Genomic DNA, 17,133 nt, shown 5'->3' with positions numbered 1-17,133 from the left:
ATCGGTCGAGCGGTGTCCAGCAGAATCATCATCGTCGGCGCCGGCGGCTTCGGACGCGAGGTGCACGCCTGGGCGGGCCACGCCATCGCGTCTGGGCTGCTGCCGGCGGGCGTCACCGGGTTCTTGGACGACCGGTCCGACCCGTTGGACGGATACGGGTTGGAGGACAAGCTGCTGGGCCGCTGCTCCGACTACTTGCCCGAGGCTGGCGATCTGTTCCTGTGCGCCATTGGCGACCCTAAAGCAAAGCTGCAGGTCTCGTCGGGCCTAAGGTCCCGAGGCGCCGAGTTCGTGTCGCTGATTCACCCGACCGCCATCATCGGGCCGCGTTGCCGTCTGGGAGTTGGGTGCGTCGTCTGCCCCTACGCGACGGTAACGGCGGACGTCACGATCGGCGACTTCGTCTGCCTGAACGCCCACGCCACCGTCGGGCACGACGCGTCGTTGGGCGACGGGTGCACCCTCAGCGGGCACTGCGATATCACCGGCGGTGCACGGCTCGGTGAGGGCGTGTTTATGGGCTCGCACGCCGCGGTGCTTCCAGGCGTCAGGGTCGGCGACTACGCTACAATCGCCGCCGGAAGCGTTGCCTACCACCGTGTGGCCCCTGAGACCACAGCGATCGGCGTTCCCGCCAAGCGTCTGGCGGAGCCGACGGCCTGATCTTCCGATGCGCGCTAACAGCGCGTGCGACCTGCTCCCGCGTCCGGGGATACGCATTGCCCTAATCCAACGCCGCCGCTACGCTCTCCTGCCCGCCGCGGCGCGTGGCGGCCGGACTGTTCGCAGTTCGGCGTCTCCAACCCGATGCGTTCCGAGTTGCCTCCACGCCTTGTACGTCCCACGCCCATTTGCCGTCACCAGTGCCCGCGGACGCCGACGGTCGGCATGCCTGCCCTGGATAGGCGCGGGGTGGTCGCGGGGCGCTAGCGTGGTCTCGAGCGCACTGCTGCAGCTGTGGCTTGCTAGAACACTTGGGATACTAGCCTACGGCGAATACGTTTTCGTCCTTACCAACGCGCTCGTAGTAAGCACTATTGCGCTCCGCGGCTCCGAGACTCTCGCAGTGCGATGGGTGGCGAAGTACTCATCGGGCGAGATTTCGCCACATGCGTTTCTAAACTTCGTTCGGAAGCGGGCGTTTAACGGGGGGCTGGCGGGTGCGGCGGCCCTCGCGTTGCTGTCCGGGGTTCTACGCCTCTTTGCTCCGACTTACCCACACGAACTTCTGCTATATTCCGCGGCGTTCCCCCCTATGTGGGCGATCGCGAAGGTCAACGAGGCCACCGTCCGGGGTACCGGTAAACCGACACGAGGGTCGTTAAGCAACTGGACCGTGCCCAGCGTCACCCTGGCAATTACCTGGACTCTGCAGCAGACGGGCGTTGTGGCGATCAACGCCCCCACCGCCCTGCTTGCGCAGCTTACTGGCCTGGGGGCCATGGCTGTTTGCGCTCGCGTTGTCGCCGCGCGCAGTTTCGCCGCAACGCGCCGAGAGTTGGATGCGTCAACAAGCGCACTTGAGTGGGAGGCCGAGGCTCGGCCCCTCGCTCTGCTCTCCGCGGCGACGGTCTTGCAGATGCAAGGTTCGTTGCTGCTAGTCGCCTGGGCGTTGAGCCCACAGTCGACGAGCGTGTTCGGCATCGCCACTAAGATTGCAAGCGTGTTGTTCATCGGCGTAGAAATTGCAGGGCTCATCACGCAGCCTCGCTACGCGGCGGCGGCCGACCGAGCAACTCTCCAGCGGCACGCGAGCCGGGCCGCTTGGGCCGCGTCGATCCTGGCGGTGTTGATGGGCATTGCGCTATTGGCTGGGCGCCCACTGCTGGTCTCAGTGCTTGGGATAGACTACCGGGATATTACTCCGACGCTAAGCCTGCTTTCGGTGCTGTACTTGGCCAGTGTTGCGACGGGCTCACCGGACCTCTTACTCAACATGTCGGGCTACCCCTGGGTGTGCGTACAGGCGATGGCGGCCAGCGCCGTTGCCGGTCTGGTAGCCACTCTCTGCCTCGCACCGGCCTTCGGTCCGATGGGCGCCGCGGCGGGGCACGCCGGCGGACTGCTCTTTCGGCAACTGCTGCTAGCCTGGCGCGTCAAGCGCCTAACCGGGATCAACACTACTGTCTTCACGTATCTAAACCGTCCAACCCCGGACATGGCGTCGTCGCACCGTCTGATCGGCACAGACCCATCCCGCAACGCGGCCTAGCCGAACCTACACAAGTATTCATATCCGGATCTCTGCTCGCCCACGCGGCATTACACGGCGAAAGAACATTACCTATGCCCTCCACCGACAGCACAGTCGCCCCAGCCAAGCCATCGACTCCCGGAGTTGCTCCCGGTTCGCTGCTCGCGTTCGTGCACATCGAGAAGTGTGGCGGCACCACGCTGATCGATACGCTTAGGAGAACTTTCTGCCTCAATCACATCGATGTGATACCGCTCGATCGCACGTCGATGCTGTTCACGCGTGACGATCTGCAACGGGCGAGGAGACTGCGACCACAGCTCGCGAGCGTTTCGGGACACAGCGTGCGACTGCATTCTGATCTGGACTCGCAGGGCGACCAGATTGCCTACTACACCTGTCTCCGGGACCCCATTCGGCGATATCTAAGCGAGTACTACTACTTTGTTGAGCGACTTGGGATGCAACCCGGCTTTCCGAGGTGGCTGGACCGCGAAGACCGCCACAACTTCCAGACGCAGGCGATCGCCGGCGCCCCAAATCTTGTATCAGCCAAGGCGATGGTCGATACGCGTTTTGTCGAAGTCGGTCTGCTCGAGGAGTACGACACTTTTCTCTCACGCCTCGACTCGATCGCCGCCTCAGCAAGCGGGCAGCGTCTGCTTCCTGCCCGCGGCGTCCTGAATCCGCGCCGTCGCCAGGGTGGGCTGCCTGAGCCCAAGGAGTTGCTCGAGAAGCACGGCGACGCCATTATAGCCGCAAACGCGCTTGATATTGCACTCGTAGAACACCTCAAGACGAGCCATCGGACTATTACGGCGGCGGAATCCCCGTCCGCTATCGCGTCGACGTCGACGTCGAGCCCGTCAAGGTTTCCTGCGTGGCTGAGCGATCACGCCAGGTTGGCGGTGTACCGGGCGTATCGCAATCTTGTGTACAAGCCGTATGTTGGCCGCTTACCCCGGACTCATTGCCTTCCGACCTACCACTGTACTAACGTCAATCCGCCGGTGGCCCCCCCCAATCGCCGGGCCGCCTAATAATCGGAGAGCACCTTGAACGCGGCTGTCCCAACCCGTCAATTTCGAATTGCCCGCAGGGCCACGCCCGCGCCACATCGACGCGTTCGGACCGCGACGCGACTCACCAGCGGCGGGTACTGTACCGCCGTGCTGCTGCTGCTCTATGCCAGCAAAGTCGCGTGGTACGACCTCCGGATCGTGTTCGAGTCGCTCCGGGGTGACGCCTTCAGGCAGATCCTCGGTTTGTATGGGCTTCTCATGCTGCCCTTTCTGGCGGCGGCGCTGACCTACGGAGCCAGGCAGTTTTTCAACCGCTGGACCCTGCTCCTTTTCGCAGGGGTAAGTGTTTATGGAATCGCACTCAATGTCGTTTGGGGCGTCAAAGTACCGGTTTACGTGGCGCAGGATCTGTACAAGTTGGCGTTTATACCCGCAGCCTACCTCATGGTAGTCAATTTTCGGCCAGATAGTTGTGACACGATGCTACGGTATCTCTCGCGCGCGGTCGTCGCATTCCTGGTAATTAAGATCCTAGTGACACTGCTGTACTACCACGGCTCGTTCGGCCTGTACTACGGCGGCGTGCTTGACCTGTATCCGTTCTGCTACTACGCGGCAAAGCATTTCGACCGAGGAAGCAAGCCGACTACGGGGCTGATGGCGATTGCCTCGCTACTGTTAGCAGCCATGGGCCAGAAGCGGACGGTGCTGCTCGCGGCCATCGCCGTTATCGTGTACCTGCTCGGCGCCAACTGGCGGAAGCTTGTGCGGAGCATCGCAACCTACGCGGCATTGGCGGCCGCTATCGTCATCGGTATCTGTTTCCGAGCGCCGCTGGAAGACTTCATTTCGCAGCATTTCAAGCGTGTTATTCAACTCAACGAAGTCACCTCGTTCGACGAGGACATGCCGCGGCTCGCCGAGGTGATGGTAGTCCTCGATGAGCTTGATTCGCACGGTCCGTGGGCAAAGTACTTTGGCCTCGGGCACGGCGCCGCGTTTGAGAACGCAGCGATCGACGTCCACGGTGAGGAGCTAACCCACAGCGTCCACTTCACCCCCGCCGCGATGCTGCTGCGATACGGCGCAGTCGGAATCGTGTTCTACGGTGCCATCGCTGTGGCGATCCTCGCCCCTCGCAAGCATCACGGGTCCGCCTGGGTGAGCCGCTCGGACCTGATGGTCGTCCGCTGCTACGGGGTAGTCGCTGTGCTTGGGTCGTTCGCCATCTATGGGCTGGTGGATGACATGGTCACGGGCGCCATGCTGGGGGTCTGCTCAATGAACCGGCCCCACAATCGGTCAAGCCGTCAGAGACGGCGCTACGCCCAGTCGCCGATCAGATTGAAGGCGAAGTCGGTCGCGTCGGCGTCTACGACGTTATCGCCGCCATTGGTGGCGTAGAAGGAGCCGGAATCGAACCCATCGGCGGTTAAGCTTACGCCCTGGCAGAGCAGCGAAACTGCGGCGTCCCGGATCCTCAACGCGTCATCCCCGATGCCGTCGTGTAACTCGACCATGTCATTCCCGGCGGTGGCGTGCGCCGAGACGGAGGCGAAGCCCGTCGCCTTATTGAAGTACCCCGCACCCGACATAACCGATCGATTCGCGTATCCGCGGAACAGGTCCGCGCCAGCGGAGTCGAAGAACTCCGCTGTGTCCGCCCCCGATGTGGAGAACGCGAGCACTCCCCCAAAGCCGGTCGCCTTGTTGTAGTACCCCGCGCCTGACATCACAGCCCGGTCGCTGTAGGCCCGGAATGCGTCATTCCCGGCGCCGTCGTACATGTAGGCCAGGTCGTTGCCGGCGTGCGAATAACCATACGTCGCGTCGAATCCAACCACTCGCGCGTAGAAGCCGGCGCCGGTGAGCACGGCTTGATCCGGACTAGTGGTGAACACGTCATCACCCGCGGAGTCAAAAAAGTAGGCGACGTCGTTCCCTTGACTGGCGAAGGCGATCGTCCGATCAAAACCGCTTGCCTTGCTGTAAAACCCAGCCCCAGAGATGTAGGACCGGTCCGCATAGCATTGGACTAGGTCATCCCCGGCTGAGTCGTAGAGCAGCGAGATGTCGTTGCCGATCGTCGCTACACCGACTGTCGTTGCGAACCCCCACGCGCGGTTCGAGTACGACGCCCCTTCCATGACCACGCGGTCGGCGTACGCGACGTAGAGGTCGTCGCCGGGGGTGTCATAGACGTACGCAACGTCCTGCCCGCCGTTCGAGAAGGCGATGGTCGTAGCAAACCCAGTGGCCTTGCGGTAGGTGCCGTTGTCCTGCCAGACAACCCGGTCTGAGTAGGCGCTGTAGACCTCGTTCCCGGCCCCGTCGTACATGTATGCGAGGTCGCCGCCAGTAGACGAGAACGCGAGGGTCACGGTGAAACCCGCTGCGCGGCTATAGTAGCCGGCGCCGGTCATTACCGCGCGGTCGGAGTAGCTAGAGTACACATCAGCACCCGCACTGTCGTAGAACCTCGCCGTGTTGGCCCCCCCTTTGCCGTTGATAACGTTCGTCTCCGACCCCACGACCGAGACGCTGTAGCCCGCGCCGGTCAACGTCGCCGTTCCGACGGACAGAATCGCGTTGTCTGCGCCCGAGCCGCCAGAGAGCGTCGAGCTGTCAGCGCCCGCGCCGCCTGCGAACGACGCACTCGAGAATTGGCTGGAACTAAACGAGTACGCCACCCCATTCAGCGAGGTCTTATGCGTCGTCGCCCCAGCGGCGAACGTGAACGCGTCATCCCCACTAGTCCCCAGCACGGTCACCACACCGCCCGATACGCTCACGGCGTTCGTCAGCCGCATGTCGACGCCCGCGGTGGAGCCGGTCACGCGGAGGTACAGCTCTTCGCCGGCCGAGGCGTAGTAGTCGACCCGGCCGCCCGCGCCCGTCGCGACTACCTGCTGGTTGGCGTTCAGCAACTCGACCGCGGTGATGCCGGCGGATTGCAGCGTTTCGGCGGTGACGTAGCCGTCCCGCCCGGCCTGCACGCGGAAGAACGACTCGCCGCTGATCGCGCCGGTGGACTTGGTCTCCTGGATGCCGGTTGCTCCCCAGTCGACGAACGTGAACGCCGAGTCGGCAGTGACCACCAGATCGTAGTAGCCGAGACCGTCGCTGCTGGAGAGGGCAATATTGTACTGCTGCCCGGCCACGACATTGATCGTGTAGCTCGAGCCGTCGCCGCTCGCCTGGCCATCGGCGCCCATGGCGTCCCAATTGGCCGCCATGTGGTGGGTGGTGTTCTGGGCGGCGAAGGTCACCGTGCCGGTAGCGCCGGCGGTGAACGTGAAGTAGTCGGCGTCGTCCATCTTGGCGATGTGGCCGGCCATCGGGCCCGCCTGCGTCGCCGGGCCGGCGGTGATCGTGCCGAGGTTGTAGGCGTCGAGCACCGAGTTGCCGAAGTCGTCCGCCGGCATGATGGCGTCGATCGCCGCCTGCATGTTCAGCCGGCTGTAGTTGAGCCCGGTGTTCGAGTCGTAGAAGGAGTCGGCCGTGTCCATCATCAGGTCGAAGATGTCGTCCTGATCGATGCCGGTCATCCCGACGAACTCCATCGCCTCGCGGATGATCACGCTGGCGCCCGCCACGTAGGGGGCCGCCATGCTGGTGCCGGAGAAGTTGGCCCAGTCGTCGTCAACGCCGTTGTTGTTGCCGGCGTAGTCGGGCACCGTGCTGTAGACGTAGCGGCCCGGCGCCGAGATCGCGTTCTGGTGCCGCTGGCTGAAGTAGCTCAACAGGCCGCTGTCGTCGGACGACATGACCGGCACCACGTTCGGGCTGGCCGCCGGGTAGCTGAGTCCCGGCGTGGAGAAGTCGACGTCGCCGTAGCCGGTGTAGGTGTCGCTGGGGTTGAAGCTGTTGCCGGCCGACACCGAGATAAAGATGCCGTCCGCCTTGAGCTGGGCGAACTCGTCCTCCAGCGTGGTCCAGCTCGGGATGCTGGTCGAGTTCCACTTGGTTCCCAGCGACAGGTTGACCGCGGTGATCGGGTTCTCGAAGGCGTCGCGGTTGTTGTGCACCCACTTCAGGGCGCTCTCAACCCAGCTGAAATAGCCGGCGCCGTTGTCGGCGAACACCCGCAGGCCGACCAGGTCGACGCCGGGCGCGACGCCGGAGCGGACGCCGTCGTCGGCGCCGACGATGCCCGCGACGTGGGTGCCGTGCGAGCCCTCGGTCCCGTCGTCGTAGGGGTCGGAGTCGTTCTCGGTGAAGTCGTAGCCGCCGACCACGCGGTAGTTGCTCCCGAGGCCGCCTCCCAGCGCGTAGTGGTTGTAGGCGATGCCCGAGTCGATGACGGCCACGGTCTGGCCGGCGCCGGTGAAGCCGAAGTTGGTCTTCACCTGGTCCATGCCGGTGAGCTGGTGCGCGCTGGCGAGCGTCTGCTCGATCTCCTCGACCTGCTCGTCGAGCGTGGTCTGCAGCGAGTTGTCGAGCCAGAAGTCGGCGTTCGGGTCGGAGACCGAGTAGTCAAGACCGCCGTGCTGCGCGAGGTCGCCCATCCCCTGGTCGATCGCGTGGGGGACCATTTCCGGCGGCCCCTCTGCGATCGCGTGCTGCGTAATCGCCCCACCCAGCAGGTCCGCGAGCGGATCTGCCGACATCACCTGCCGCGCCTCGAGGGTTTCGAGCTGCGAGCGGCGGAGCGTGCTGCGACGGGCCTTCTTTGTGCGTTTTTTCGACATGGGCCGATGCCTTCCCCGCACCACTAGCAGCGGAAGCGGAGGGATTGAGGCCGACGCCTGCGCGCCGACTGGAGGAGGAGCCCGACGGCGCCAAGCGTGTGCCCGCTGCCGGCGTCGTCAGAGGAGTGTGAAAAGGAGACCGGTCATCCCTGGCGGGAGGCCCATGGCGGCCGCTCGCGTCTTGCCCGACGAGCCGCCGCTGTTTCCGGTCACTGAAACTCTAGGTCAGGATTCCGCCGACACCGCCGCGTACAGAAAGAAACCACGCCGCCGCCGCAGCCGCTTGCCGACACCGCCGCACCGGCCCGGCGTAGCGTGGCAGAATCTCAACGTGGTTCGGCCAGGGTGTGGCGGGGCCGAAACGCTTCGCCCGCGGGGTGTGGCAGGCGGGCAACAGTGTCGCCCGCAGGGTTCATCCCGGCAGCTTGTCGGCGGGGAAGCCCGCCTCGGCCAGGAACGCGTCCGGCGGCGCGGAGTCGTCACGGCAGACGTCAGCCGAGCGGGTGCTGGGCCTCAGCCGATCGCGCTGTTACGCGACGGCGCGCCGATCGCCGCGTTCGCCGCCTCGGGCGTCTCCCGGACCTGGCTCATCAGGTTCCGGATGGCGGCGCCGTAATGCGATACCGTCTCGCGCCAGTCGCCGCACCCGGCGGCCTGCTCGCAGCGGGCGTCAAACGACGACCAGTCGATCTTCTCGGCGCCGTTGGTCGACTTGGTCCGCGGGGAATCGCCCGACCGGATCCGCGACAGCTCGTCCACGACGTCGCGGAGGTGCTGCGTGATGCGCTCGCCGCTGTGGCAGTCGCAGTTGCGGTACGGGGCGCTGCCGTAGGGGCCGCCCAGCGTTTCGAAGCTCGCGGCCTGGCGGGGGTGGCCCGAGCGGCCTAGCGCCCGGACGGCGGCGCCGCCGAGCCCGATGGCCGCGGCCACGGCGCCCCAGGTCTGCTGCTCGCGGATGCACCAGATCACCACCGCCAGGCAGACCGCGGTCGCGGCCATCGCCAGCCAGCGGACCGGGTCGGTGCGGTAGGCGGCGGCCCCGCGGCACGCGTGCGCGGTCGGCTGCTCTGGGTCGTCGTCCCCGGCCGGCTGGTCGCTCTCGCCAACGCGGACCACGATCACCGAGATGTTATCCGGCCCGCCCCGCAGGTTGGCCAGGTCGACCAGCGTCTGGGCGGCCTCCTCTGGCGCCATCGCGGTCAGCACGCCGCCGATCAGCTCGTCGCCGACCACGCCGGTCAGGCCGTCGCTGCACAGCAGGTAGACGTCGCCCGGCTTGAGGTCGAACGGTCCCTCGAGGTCGACGTTCACAACCGGGTGCGGTCCGAGCGAACGCGTGATGACGTTCTTGGGGATGCAGGCCGGGATCTTGTCCTCGGTGGTGTGGCTCGCCTCGGCCAGCTCCCACACCAGGCTGTGGTCGAAGGTGAGCTGCTCGAGCTCCAGCTCGCGGATGCGGTACACGCGGCTGTCGCCGACGTGGGCGATCAGCGCCGCGTCGCCCAGCACCACAAGGCTCGCGCAGGTGGTGCCCATGCCCTGGAACTCAGAACTGCTCTGCCCCTTGGCATGGATCAGCCCGTTGGCCTTCTGCACCGCCTGACGCAGCGCGGCGGGCGCCGGCTGGTCGCGGAGCATCTTGTACTCGTGCGGCACGTTCTTGACCGCCAACTCGCTGGCGAGCTCGCCGGCGGCGTGGGCGCCCATGCCGTCGGCCACGATGAACAGGCTGCCACGGCCCTCGGTCTGGTCCGTGTCGGCCAGCGCCAGCACCGCGTCCTGATTATTGGCCCGCCGCATCCCGACGTCCGACTTCACCGCATACTCGATACGGTAGTTCGTGCAGGACGGGTTGGGCATAGCAAGGAGAAAGGCTAGGCAGGAAAGCTAGGCGGGCTTGGATTGGGGCGATCCGCCCATTCTATCCTGCTGCTACCCGATTGAACAACAACCGGCTCGATGGCGGTCGAAAGTCTTGCCGCTAGCAGCCCGGGCAGCTGTCTGCGCAGTGCCGAGGCGGTCTGGCCCCGGGCGGCAGGGGCCCCTATACTCCGCCGCTCGAATTGCCCGAATCCTGCGTTCGATGTCGCGAATGGTCGCGCGTCGCGAGGTCCGATGATGCCCCTACTGTCCCACCGCCATGCCCTCGGCCAACGCACCACGTTGGTGCTGCTGGTCGCGGCTGCGCTGCTGTCGAGCGGCTGCGTCCGCCGGCGGCTGATGGTCCGCACCAACCCGCCCGGGGCACTGCTGTACGTCGACAACCAGCAGATCGGCACCACGCCCTGCGGCGTCGACTTTACTTACTACGGCACCCGCGAGCTCCGCGTCGTGAAGGCGGGCTACGAGACCCTGACCGTCAATCAGCCGATCCCCACGCCGTGGTACGAGACCCCCGGCGTCGACTTTGTGAGCGAGAACCTGGTCCCCTGGCGGATCCGCGACGACCGGGTTGTGAGCCTGACGATGTCGCCGCAGCGGATGATCCCCAGCGAAGAACTCAAGGCCCGCGGCCAACAACTCCGGGCGCAGGCCAACCAGCCGATCGTCCCGACCGGGGCGATCCTCGGCGCGCCGGTCGATCCGTTCGCCGGCTCGACGTCTTACCCTTCAGCTGGACCGTCGACGGTCATCGGCCCCCCGGCCGGCGCCCCCGGGTCGGTGTACCCCGGCACGGTTCCGCCGGCCAATGTGCCGCAGCCGGGCTTCGTGCAACCCGGCCCTGCCCCGCCCGCGTCGACCACCCCGGCGTTCCCACCGCCGGCGTTCTGAGTCGGGTTGGGCTTTCCGGCGGGTGACGCTGCTAGCCGCCGGGCCGGACCTAGCCAGGATCGCGCCGAGTGGAATTCTCTGCCGCCCCGCAGTTGGCGCCGGGGTCGAACCGCCTAGAGTTTGCCTAGTAGGTCCAAGGTCACGTTCCCGCAAGTTTGAAAGGCCTCGCGATGAGCAATCCCACACAGCACACCAACAACTGGCCCGACCTGGCGGTCGGTCTGTTCGACCGCCTGACTGGTCGCCAGGCAGAAATCAGCTACCGCTTCGACAACATGCACCTGCGGGTGCCGTCGGGCACCGGCGACGAAGCCCAGCACGCCGAGTGGGTGCTGAACGGCGGCCTCACCGTCACCACTAGCGACGGTTCGTCGTCCCCAAACTGACGATGGCCGGCGACCTGTCCGCGACGGTCGACGGTCACCCAGTAGCGATTCACGCGGAGGGATCCGCGCTCACCTTAGCGGCGCCGTTGAGAAGCGGACTGCACCTCTTCGGACCCCTACGCCGCAGCGAGGCGATGTCGCGCCTCGTGCCGCCTGGTATCGGTCTGTACCTGCGGCTTGGATGGCTAACGGCGCCTGTTCGTCCCATGATTTGACGATCGCCACGGCAACCCTCCCCATGGAGATGAGTGTATGCACCCCAAGCCGGTCCCCCCCAAGCCAGGGCAAGAATCGGTGTGGGATTATCCCCGTCCCCCGGCGATCGAGCGATGTCACGCCCGGCTGCGTGTGGTCTTCGCCGGCCAGACGATTGCCGACACCACGGACGGCTATCGTGTCCTCGAGACGTCGCACCCGCCGGTCTACTACCTGCCGATAACCGAGGAATTCTCTCAGCACCTCGGCCCGGCCGGGGGCGGTTCGTTCTGCGAGTGGAAGGGCGCCGCCCGGTACTTCGACATCCGGGTGGGCGACCTGGTCGCAGAGAAGGCGGCGTGGGGCTACGACGACCCCACCGCCCGCTTCGCACCGATTGCGGGGTTCGTGGCGATCTACCCCGGCAAGATGGACGCCTGCTACGTCGACGATGAACGAGTCACTCCCCAGCCAGGTGGCTTCTACGGCGGCTGGATCACGAGCAGCGTCGCGGGCCCGTTCAAGGGAGGCCCCGGTTCGATGGGCTGGTAGCTGGCTGGCCGCGGCGGTTCGTGCTGCGTACGATGCTTTGCCGACGCAACCGCCGTCGCCACCGCCATCGTCCCGATTCGCGTCGGGAGCAGCTCGAGGAGAACCGCGTGCCCCGTCCCGTCACTGTCAGTGTGCCGCACAACCTCGGCCAAGCCGAAGCACGGCGGCGGATCGAAGACGGCTTCGGCCAACTCCAGCAGCAGATGACCGGCGGTTTGGGCTCCATGGTCTCTTGGCAGCGGCATTGGGAGGGCGACTGCCTGCACTTCGAGTCGGGCATGCTCGGCCAGAAGCTGACCGGCCGGCTCGAGATCCTCGACGACGCGGTGCGGATGGAGATCGACCTGCCCGAGATCCTGGCGGCCCTCGCCGACCGGATCTCCGGCAAGCTCCGCGACGCCGGCCGCAAGCTGCTGGAGAAGAAGTAGCGGCTGCGGCCCGGTGGCTACTCCTTGTTTTCTGGCGCCTGCTCTGCTTTGGTGCTCTCGGCGGCGCCCATCCGCTTCTCAAACTGTCGGCGGTACTCCTCGAGGTCCTTGGCGTACAGCTTCTGGGTGCTGATGTTCATCGTGTTCTTGCCGCCCACTAGCGGCAGTTGGATGCCGCTGCGTTGGCAGTTGGCGACCAGCCGAGCGACCGCCTCGTAGCCGTACTGGTACGGGTCCTGGGCGACGGTCGCAAAGATCACGCCGCTCTCGATAGCGTCGAGGGTTTCGTCGAGGGCGTCGAACGCGACGACCTTGAGCTTGCCGTCCAGCTCCTTCTGCTTCAGGCACTCGGCGATCAGCCCGCCGTGGTAGGAGTTCAGGCCCACGACGCCCGCCAGGTCGGGGTGCGCTTCGAGGGCCGCGATCAACTGGTCTTGGCAGCGTTGGGCGTCGCCCTCATCGATCAGGACGTCGACGATCTCGACCTTGGCCCCTTCGCTTTCCGCGTCCCCGTCCACCTTTTCTTTGATTCCCTGGACCCGTTCCAGCATGTTCTGCTTGGTCATGTTGGCCGCCAGCACGACGACCTTGCCGCCCCCGCCGAGGGCCTCCTCAACGAGTTCGGCGCACTGGATGCCCGCGGCGTGGTTGCTGGCGCCGACGAAGCCGATCCGGTTGGACTGCGGCGCGTCGGAGTCGACCGTGATCACGAGGGCGTGGCCCGCGATATCATTGATCAGGCGGGTCTGCCCCTCGGCCTCGAGGGGGCTGATCGCCACGCCGTCGACCTCCGAGGCGTGGACCTTCACCAGCAGCTCGGTCTGCTGCTTGGCGTCCTCATCGTCCGCAGGGATTTTGAGTTCGAGGTCGGCGTCCAGCTCGTCGGCCGCCGCCACGGCGCCCTTAGCGAGGAGCTGCCAGTAGGGGCTGCTGCCGCCGGTAACTAGCACTAGCTCGGGGTGCTCGACCAGCGGCTGTGGATTGCTGTACACCTCCGACCGGAACCACACGACGCCGGCGGCGATCAGGGCGAGAAGACCGAAGACGAAGAAACGCTGGCTGCCAGACATCGCAGCGACCTCCAGAAGAGCAGTTAGAAAAGCAGAGGAGGACAATGCCTTCTCGGACGCCCCTCAGCATACCGCCGGGGAGACCGGCAACCAAGCGGACGCAAGCCAGATTCGCCAACCGAGGCGAGCCGGGACCGGTGGCAGTCTAACGGCCGCGTCCCTGCGCCTTGCGGCGGTCGGCAATCGCCTGCTTGACGTGGTCGCGGCGGCGGCGGCGTGTGGCGGGGTCGTTCAAGTAGTCGGCGAACTCGACCCGCAGGAACTTCCTGAAGGACGGGTCGGAATCGAGCCCCCGCAGACGCAGGTAAAACCGCGGGCTGAGCGGCAGCCGGTACAGCGTCGCGCCGAGCCAGTGCAGCCAGTCGTACGAGACGACCTCGTCCAGTATCTCGAGCGGGTTGGAGGTGCAGTTGTTGGTGCCCCACAGCCGGAGCATGTAGTAGGGCTCGTCCATGCCGGCGCGGTTGCTCCGCTGCAGCGCCCTGGTCAGCAGCCGCCGCTGCTCGTCGGGCTTCAGCGCGAGCGGAGCCGACTCGACAACGTACTGCCCCTCGACCGCCACCCGCTCGAACACCATCTCCTGCGTCGAGAGCAGCCGGTGCGCACAGACCATGTTGCCCATGACCGCGTCCCGCAGGTTGAACAGCACGCCCTCGGGCCCGGTCGCCTCGGCCGAGTAGATAATGTCGTGCAGCGTGTGGGCCGGCTCGCCGGAGGTGGGGCCGCCGTTCGGGTACAGCCGCACCGGCTGGTCGTCGGCAAACAGGAAACGGCACTGCACGTGGTTGAGGATCGGGATCTTCCGCCGCGGCAGGCCGCTGGGGCGGAACAGGGTCTCCGGGCCGTTCTCGCCCTTGCGGGTCTTGGGGGCCGAGAAGTTGTAGGTCTGCCCGCTCACGTCACGGACGCCGGCCACCGGCGCCACCGCCCGCCAGTCGGCGCCCTCGTGGCGGAAGTAGTCGAACGTGACGCACGCCGCGTCGTCGGCGATCGGCTCGACCGCCGCGATCGAGTGCCGCCCGTTGTTGGCGATCGCCTGGCCGGCGTAGCGCGACCACCGGGGCATGGGCTGCGCATCGGGGGCGACGGCGACTGGGACTGCGGTGTCAGCGGCGGGCATGTCGTGGGCGTGGGCGGTCCGGTGGTGAGCGAGGGGCGTTCGCTCGATTCTACCGGTTTCCCGCGTGGCTGTGGATGCTGATCTGCCGTTAAGCACCCAAGAGAAACGCCCCGCAACGGGCAGGCCGGGTGCGGGGCGTCGTCTGGTTCGTTGCCGCAGTGGGCGCCTAGTTCAGCGCCCCGTCAACGGCCTGCTCCAATGTGTCCGGGTCCTCGGAGACGTTCAGGTTGTTGTAGTTCGCTACTACCTTGTAGTCCTTGTAGACCATCACCGTGTTCTCGGCGGCCGGGTTGATCTTGTACTTCTCGAGGTCCTTAGCGCGGGTCTTCGGGTCGAGGCAGCAGACCGAAGTCAGCCTCAGCCGCGCGGCGTCCGCCATGGTCGAGGCGACCACCGGCGGCGTGTCGAGCAGCACGACGAACGCGTGCAGCTTGCCGCCCTGCCGGTCGGCGAGCAGCTGCTCGAGCTGCTGAATCATCGCCTGGGTCTCCGGGCCGGACCTGCAGAACGCGACCACGGCCGGGGCCTTCATGTAGGTGCAGACCGGGCAGGCCTGGGTCCCCTTGTGAGGGCCAGAGACGTGCACCGGCTCCCACGGCTCGACCTCCTCGCCCACCGCCAGGCCTGAGGCGGCGCGGCCGTTGCCCGTGTCGTCGCCCGCGGTCTTGCCGCCTGCGGCGTCGGCGCCGTGGGTCGACGGCTGCCCGACCACGACGCTGATTTTCACCAGCTTCTCGACGCCGTTCTCGTGCCCCGTGATGCCGTGGGCTATGCGGTTGAAATCAAACGAGCCCACCAGCGTGATCCCCTTCTCCGAGACGCTCACCGTGGCGGGGAACGTGAACGGCTTGGTCTCGCCCATGAAGGTCAATTCGCCGGAGATGTCCACCGTGCCCGGCTTCTTGCCCGGCGTGATCTTGGTGCTCTCGAACGCGGCCGCGGGGTGCTCGGCCGTGTTGAAGAAGTCGGCCGCGTTGAGGTGCTGGGTGAGCTTGTCGAACTCGGTCCAGATCGAAGCGGTGTCGATCTTCACCGCGACAGACGTCAGCTTGCCGTCCGCGACGCCGAGCTCGCCAGAGTACTTCGCGAACCCGCCGAGCCGCGGCTTCGGGTCGTCGCCGACGTGCAGGCCGATGAACTCGATCTGGGTGTTGGCGGGCGAGATCGGGGCGGCGCCGTCGGCGACCGGGACCGGCTTGATCGCGTCGGCCTGCTTGCTGAACTCTTGGGCGAACGCCAGTTGGGGAGGCGCCAACAACAGGGTGGCCTGCAATAGGATGGCAATCAGCGGGGTGGCCAGCAATGGGATACGGTCAGGTCTCAGGGAGGGAGCGCGCATAGACGCCTTTCACGCGGAGTGCTTGGGGAGGAAGCGGGTGAGGACGGCGCCGTCTGGCGGGCCGCGGACCTATTGTACCGGCCCGGCCCCGCGAGCCAAGTTTCACCGGCCGACACTCCCCAAAATCAGGTGGGGTTCCCCGAACCTCACGCCAGCACCGCTATTGAGCGAATCCGCGGCTCGCACACCGGCGGCGTTGTTGCGGCGGGGACGCCGCCTACTTGATGCCGGGCCCCGGCTTGATGGCGCCGCTGATGATGCGGCCGGGCTCGCGGGCGACCTTGTCGGTCACGACGCGGACGTCGGTCAGGATCGGGCGGACCTGCTTGGCCAGCTCGTTGATGCGGATGATCGTCTGGTTGGCATTGTACACGGTGGTGTTGAGGTTGTCGTACAGCTCCCGCTCGTTGACGATCCGGCCGAGGCTCCCCTGGCCGTTGTTGAGCGAGGCGGCAAAGCGGCGGGCGTCGGCCAGGATCAGGTCGAGGTTCTCGAGGCTGCTGGTCAGGAGCTGCACCAGCTCGGCGCCCTTCTGTCCGAGCGGCTCGGTGAGGCTCTCGATGTTCTTGAGGTTGGCCGTGGCGCTGATCACGGCTCCGTCGAGCGAGCGGAACGCCTGGTCGGCGGTCGAGGCCGCGTTGCGGAGGTTGGCGACCAGCTCGGGGAAGTCGGCGATGGCCTTGCGGAGCTGCTGCTGCGATCCCTGCTCGCCGATCACCGAGTTGATCGAGTCCATCGTCACCGTAAAGGACGTGGCGGCCTGGTCGAGGTGCAGAATCAGCTCGCCCAGCCGCTGCCCGTCGAGGTTGTCGCCCAGGGCGTTGTTGATCCGCTCCGCCAGCAGCGAGACCGAGTCCCCCGCCCTGCCAAGCGATTGGATCGCCGGAGCGACCTCGACCTGCAGCTCGGTGAGCGCGGCGAGCGGGTCGGGGGCCGACTCGGCGCGGATCACCATGTCGGGCCCGACGGCAGTGCGGTCGCCGGCCGGGTCCTGGGTGAACTCGATGATGGCGTCGCCGAACAGCGAGCTCGGCCGGATCTGCGCGTCGTCGCTGACCAGCACCGGGTTGTCGGGCGCGACGTTGGCCGTGATCTCGACGCCGCCCAGCACCGGCTTGACGCTCTCCACCCGGCCGATCAGCACGCCGTCGCGGCGGACCGGCGTGTTGCGGCCGACGCCCGGCGCGCGTGACGCCTGGATCTTGACCGTCCGCTGGCCGCCGCCCAAAGTGAACGACAGCGGCGTGTTCAGCCCGATGAGCACAAACAGCACGATCGGCGTCGCGATGGCGATAGCTCCGACGCCGAGCTTGAGTTGGCGGTCGTCCATGATAGTCCGCTGGTCGTTGGTGGGTTGCTCCGGC

At 66.4% G+C, this 17,133-nt stretch carries 14 protein-coding genes; 8 read left to right on the top strand and 6 right to left on the bottom strand.

Features of this window, described 5'->3' with window-relative positions; genetic code table 11:
- Window positions 1-12: 12 nt before the first annotated feature.
- From Pla123a_RS07805 to Pla123a_RS07790, 4 genes are all read left to right on the top strand, one after another.
- A complete protein-coding gene (locus Pla123a_RS07805; protein ID WP_197527783.1) occupies window positions 13-663 on the top strand; it encodes an acetyltransferase in 651 nt (216 codons plus the stop codon).
- A 673-nt stretch (window positions 664-1,336) separates the two neighbouring features.
- Complete coding sequence (locus Pla123a_RS24515) at window positions 1,337-2,212, top strand: lipopolysaccharide biosynthesis protein (protein ID WP_197527782.1); 876 nt, start codon at window positions 1,337-1,339, stop codon at window positions 2,210-2,212.
- Window positions 2,213-2,286: 74 nt separating this feature from the next.
- On the top strand, window positions 2,287-3,234 hold the full coding sequence (locus tag Pla123a_RS07795; protein WP_146585582.1) for a sulfotransferase family 2 domain-containing protein: 948 nt from the start codon (window positions 2,287-2,289) through the stop codon (window positions 3,232-3,234).
- Between the two features lie 129 nt (window positions 3,235-3,363).
- Window positions 3,364-4,620, top strand: coding sequence for a hypothetical protein (locus tag Pla123a_RS07790; RefSeq protein WP_146585580.1), 1,257 nt, complete (start codon window positions 3,364-3,366; stop codon window positions 4,618-4,620).
- On the opposite strand, the gene Pla123a_RS07785 is transcribed toward Pla123a_RS07790, so the two are convergent.
- Complete coding sequence (locus Pla123a_RS07785; protein ID WP_146585578.1) at window positions 4,539-7,907, bottom strand: S8 family serine peptidase; 3,369 nt, start codon at window positions 7,905-7,907, stop codon at window positions 4,539-4,541. The genes Pla123a_RS07790 and Pla123a_RS07785 overlap by 82 nt on opposite strands.
- 513 nt (window positions 7,908-8,420) lie before the next feature.
- A complete protein-coding gene (locus tag Pla123a_RS07780) occupies window positions 8,421-9,767 on the bottom strand; it encodes a PP2C family protein-serine/threonine phosphatase (RefSeq protein WP_146585576.1) in 1,347 nt (448 codons plus the stop codon).
- Between the two features lie 258 nt (window positions 9,768-10,025).
- On the opposite strand from Pla123a_RS07780, the gene Pla123a_RS24510 reads away from it, so the two are divergent.
- From Pla123a_RS24510 to Pla123a_RS07760, 4 genes are all read left to right on the top strand, one after another.
- Entirely contained in the window at window positions 10,026-10,679 is a 654-nt protein-coding gene (locus tag Pla123a_RS24510) for a PEGA domain-containing protein (RefSeq protein ID WP_197527781.1), read from the top strand.
- A gap of 170 nt (window positions 10,680-10,849) precedes the next feature.
- Window positions 10,850-11,065 carry a hypothetical protein gene (locus tag Pla123a_RS07770; protein ID WP_146585574.1) on the top strand — a complete coding sequence of 72 codons (216 nt, stop codon included), beginning with the start codon at window positions 10,850-10,852 and terminating at the stop codon, window positions 11,063-11,065.
- Window positions 11,066-11,317: 252 nt separating this feature from the next.
- The gene (locus Pla123a_RS07765) at window positions 11,318-11,812 is read left to right on the top strand and encodes a DUF427 domain-containing protein (protein ID WP_146585572.1); all 495 of its coding nucleotides are present in this window, start codon (window positions 11,318-11,320) and stop codon (window positions 11,810-11,812) included.
- A 107-nt stretch (window positions 11,813-11,919) separates the two neighbouring features.
- Window positions 11,920-12,240 (top strand): polyhydroxyalkanoic acid system family protein, encoded by a 321-nt coding sequence (locus Pla123a_RS07760; protein ID WP_197527780.1) that lies wholly within the window; start codon window positions 11,920-11,922, stop codon window positions 12,238-12,240.
- A gap of 17 nt (window positions 12,241-12,257) precedes the next feature.
- Here the strand turns inward: Pla123a_RS07760 and Pla123a_RS07755 are convergent, their stop codons facing one another.
- The 4 genes from Pla123a_RS07755 to Pla123a_RS07740 form a co-directional block, all read right to left on the bottom strand.
- Window positions 12,258-13,310, bottom strand: coding sequence for a substrate-binding domain-containing protein (locus Pla123a_RS07755; protein ID WP_146585568.1), 1,053 nt, complete (start codon window positions 13,308-13,310; stop codon window positions 12,258-12,260).
- Between the two features lie 145 nt (window positions 13,311-13,455).
- Complete coding sequence (locus Pla123a_RS07750; protein WP_146585566.1) at window positions 13,456-14,376, bottom strand: lipoprotein N-acyltransferase Lnb domain-containing protein; 921 nt, start codon at window positions 14,374-14,376, stop codon at window positions 13,456-13,458.
- A 220-nt stretch (window positions 14,377-14,596) separates the two neighbouring features.
- Window positions 14,597-15,685: a YceI family protein gene (locus tag Pla123a_RS07745; RefSeq protein ID WP_197527779.1), complete on the bottom strand. Its 1,089-nt coding sequence runs from the start codon at window positions 15,683-15,685 to the stop codon at window positions 14,597-14,599.
- A 301-nt stretch (window positions 15,686-15,986) separates the two neighbouring features.
- The gene (locus Pla123a_RS07740) at window positions 15,987-17,099 is read right to left on the bottom strand and encodes an MlaD family protein (protein ID WP_146585562.1); all 1,113 of its coding nucleotides are present in this window, start codon (window positions 17,097-17,099) and stop codon (window positions 15,987-15,989) included.
- Window positions 17,100-17,133 lie beyond the last annotated feature (34 nt).

This window comes from Posidoniimonas polymericola (assembly GCF_007859935.1).
Classification (GTDB): Bacteria; Planctomycetota; Planctomycetia; order Pirellulales; family Lacipirellulaceae; genus Posidoniimonas; species Posidoniimonas polymericola.
Note: the sequence above shows the minus strand (reverse complement) of the source record. Positions and strands in the feature narration are given on the sequence as shown.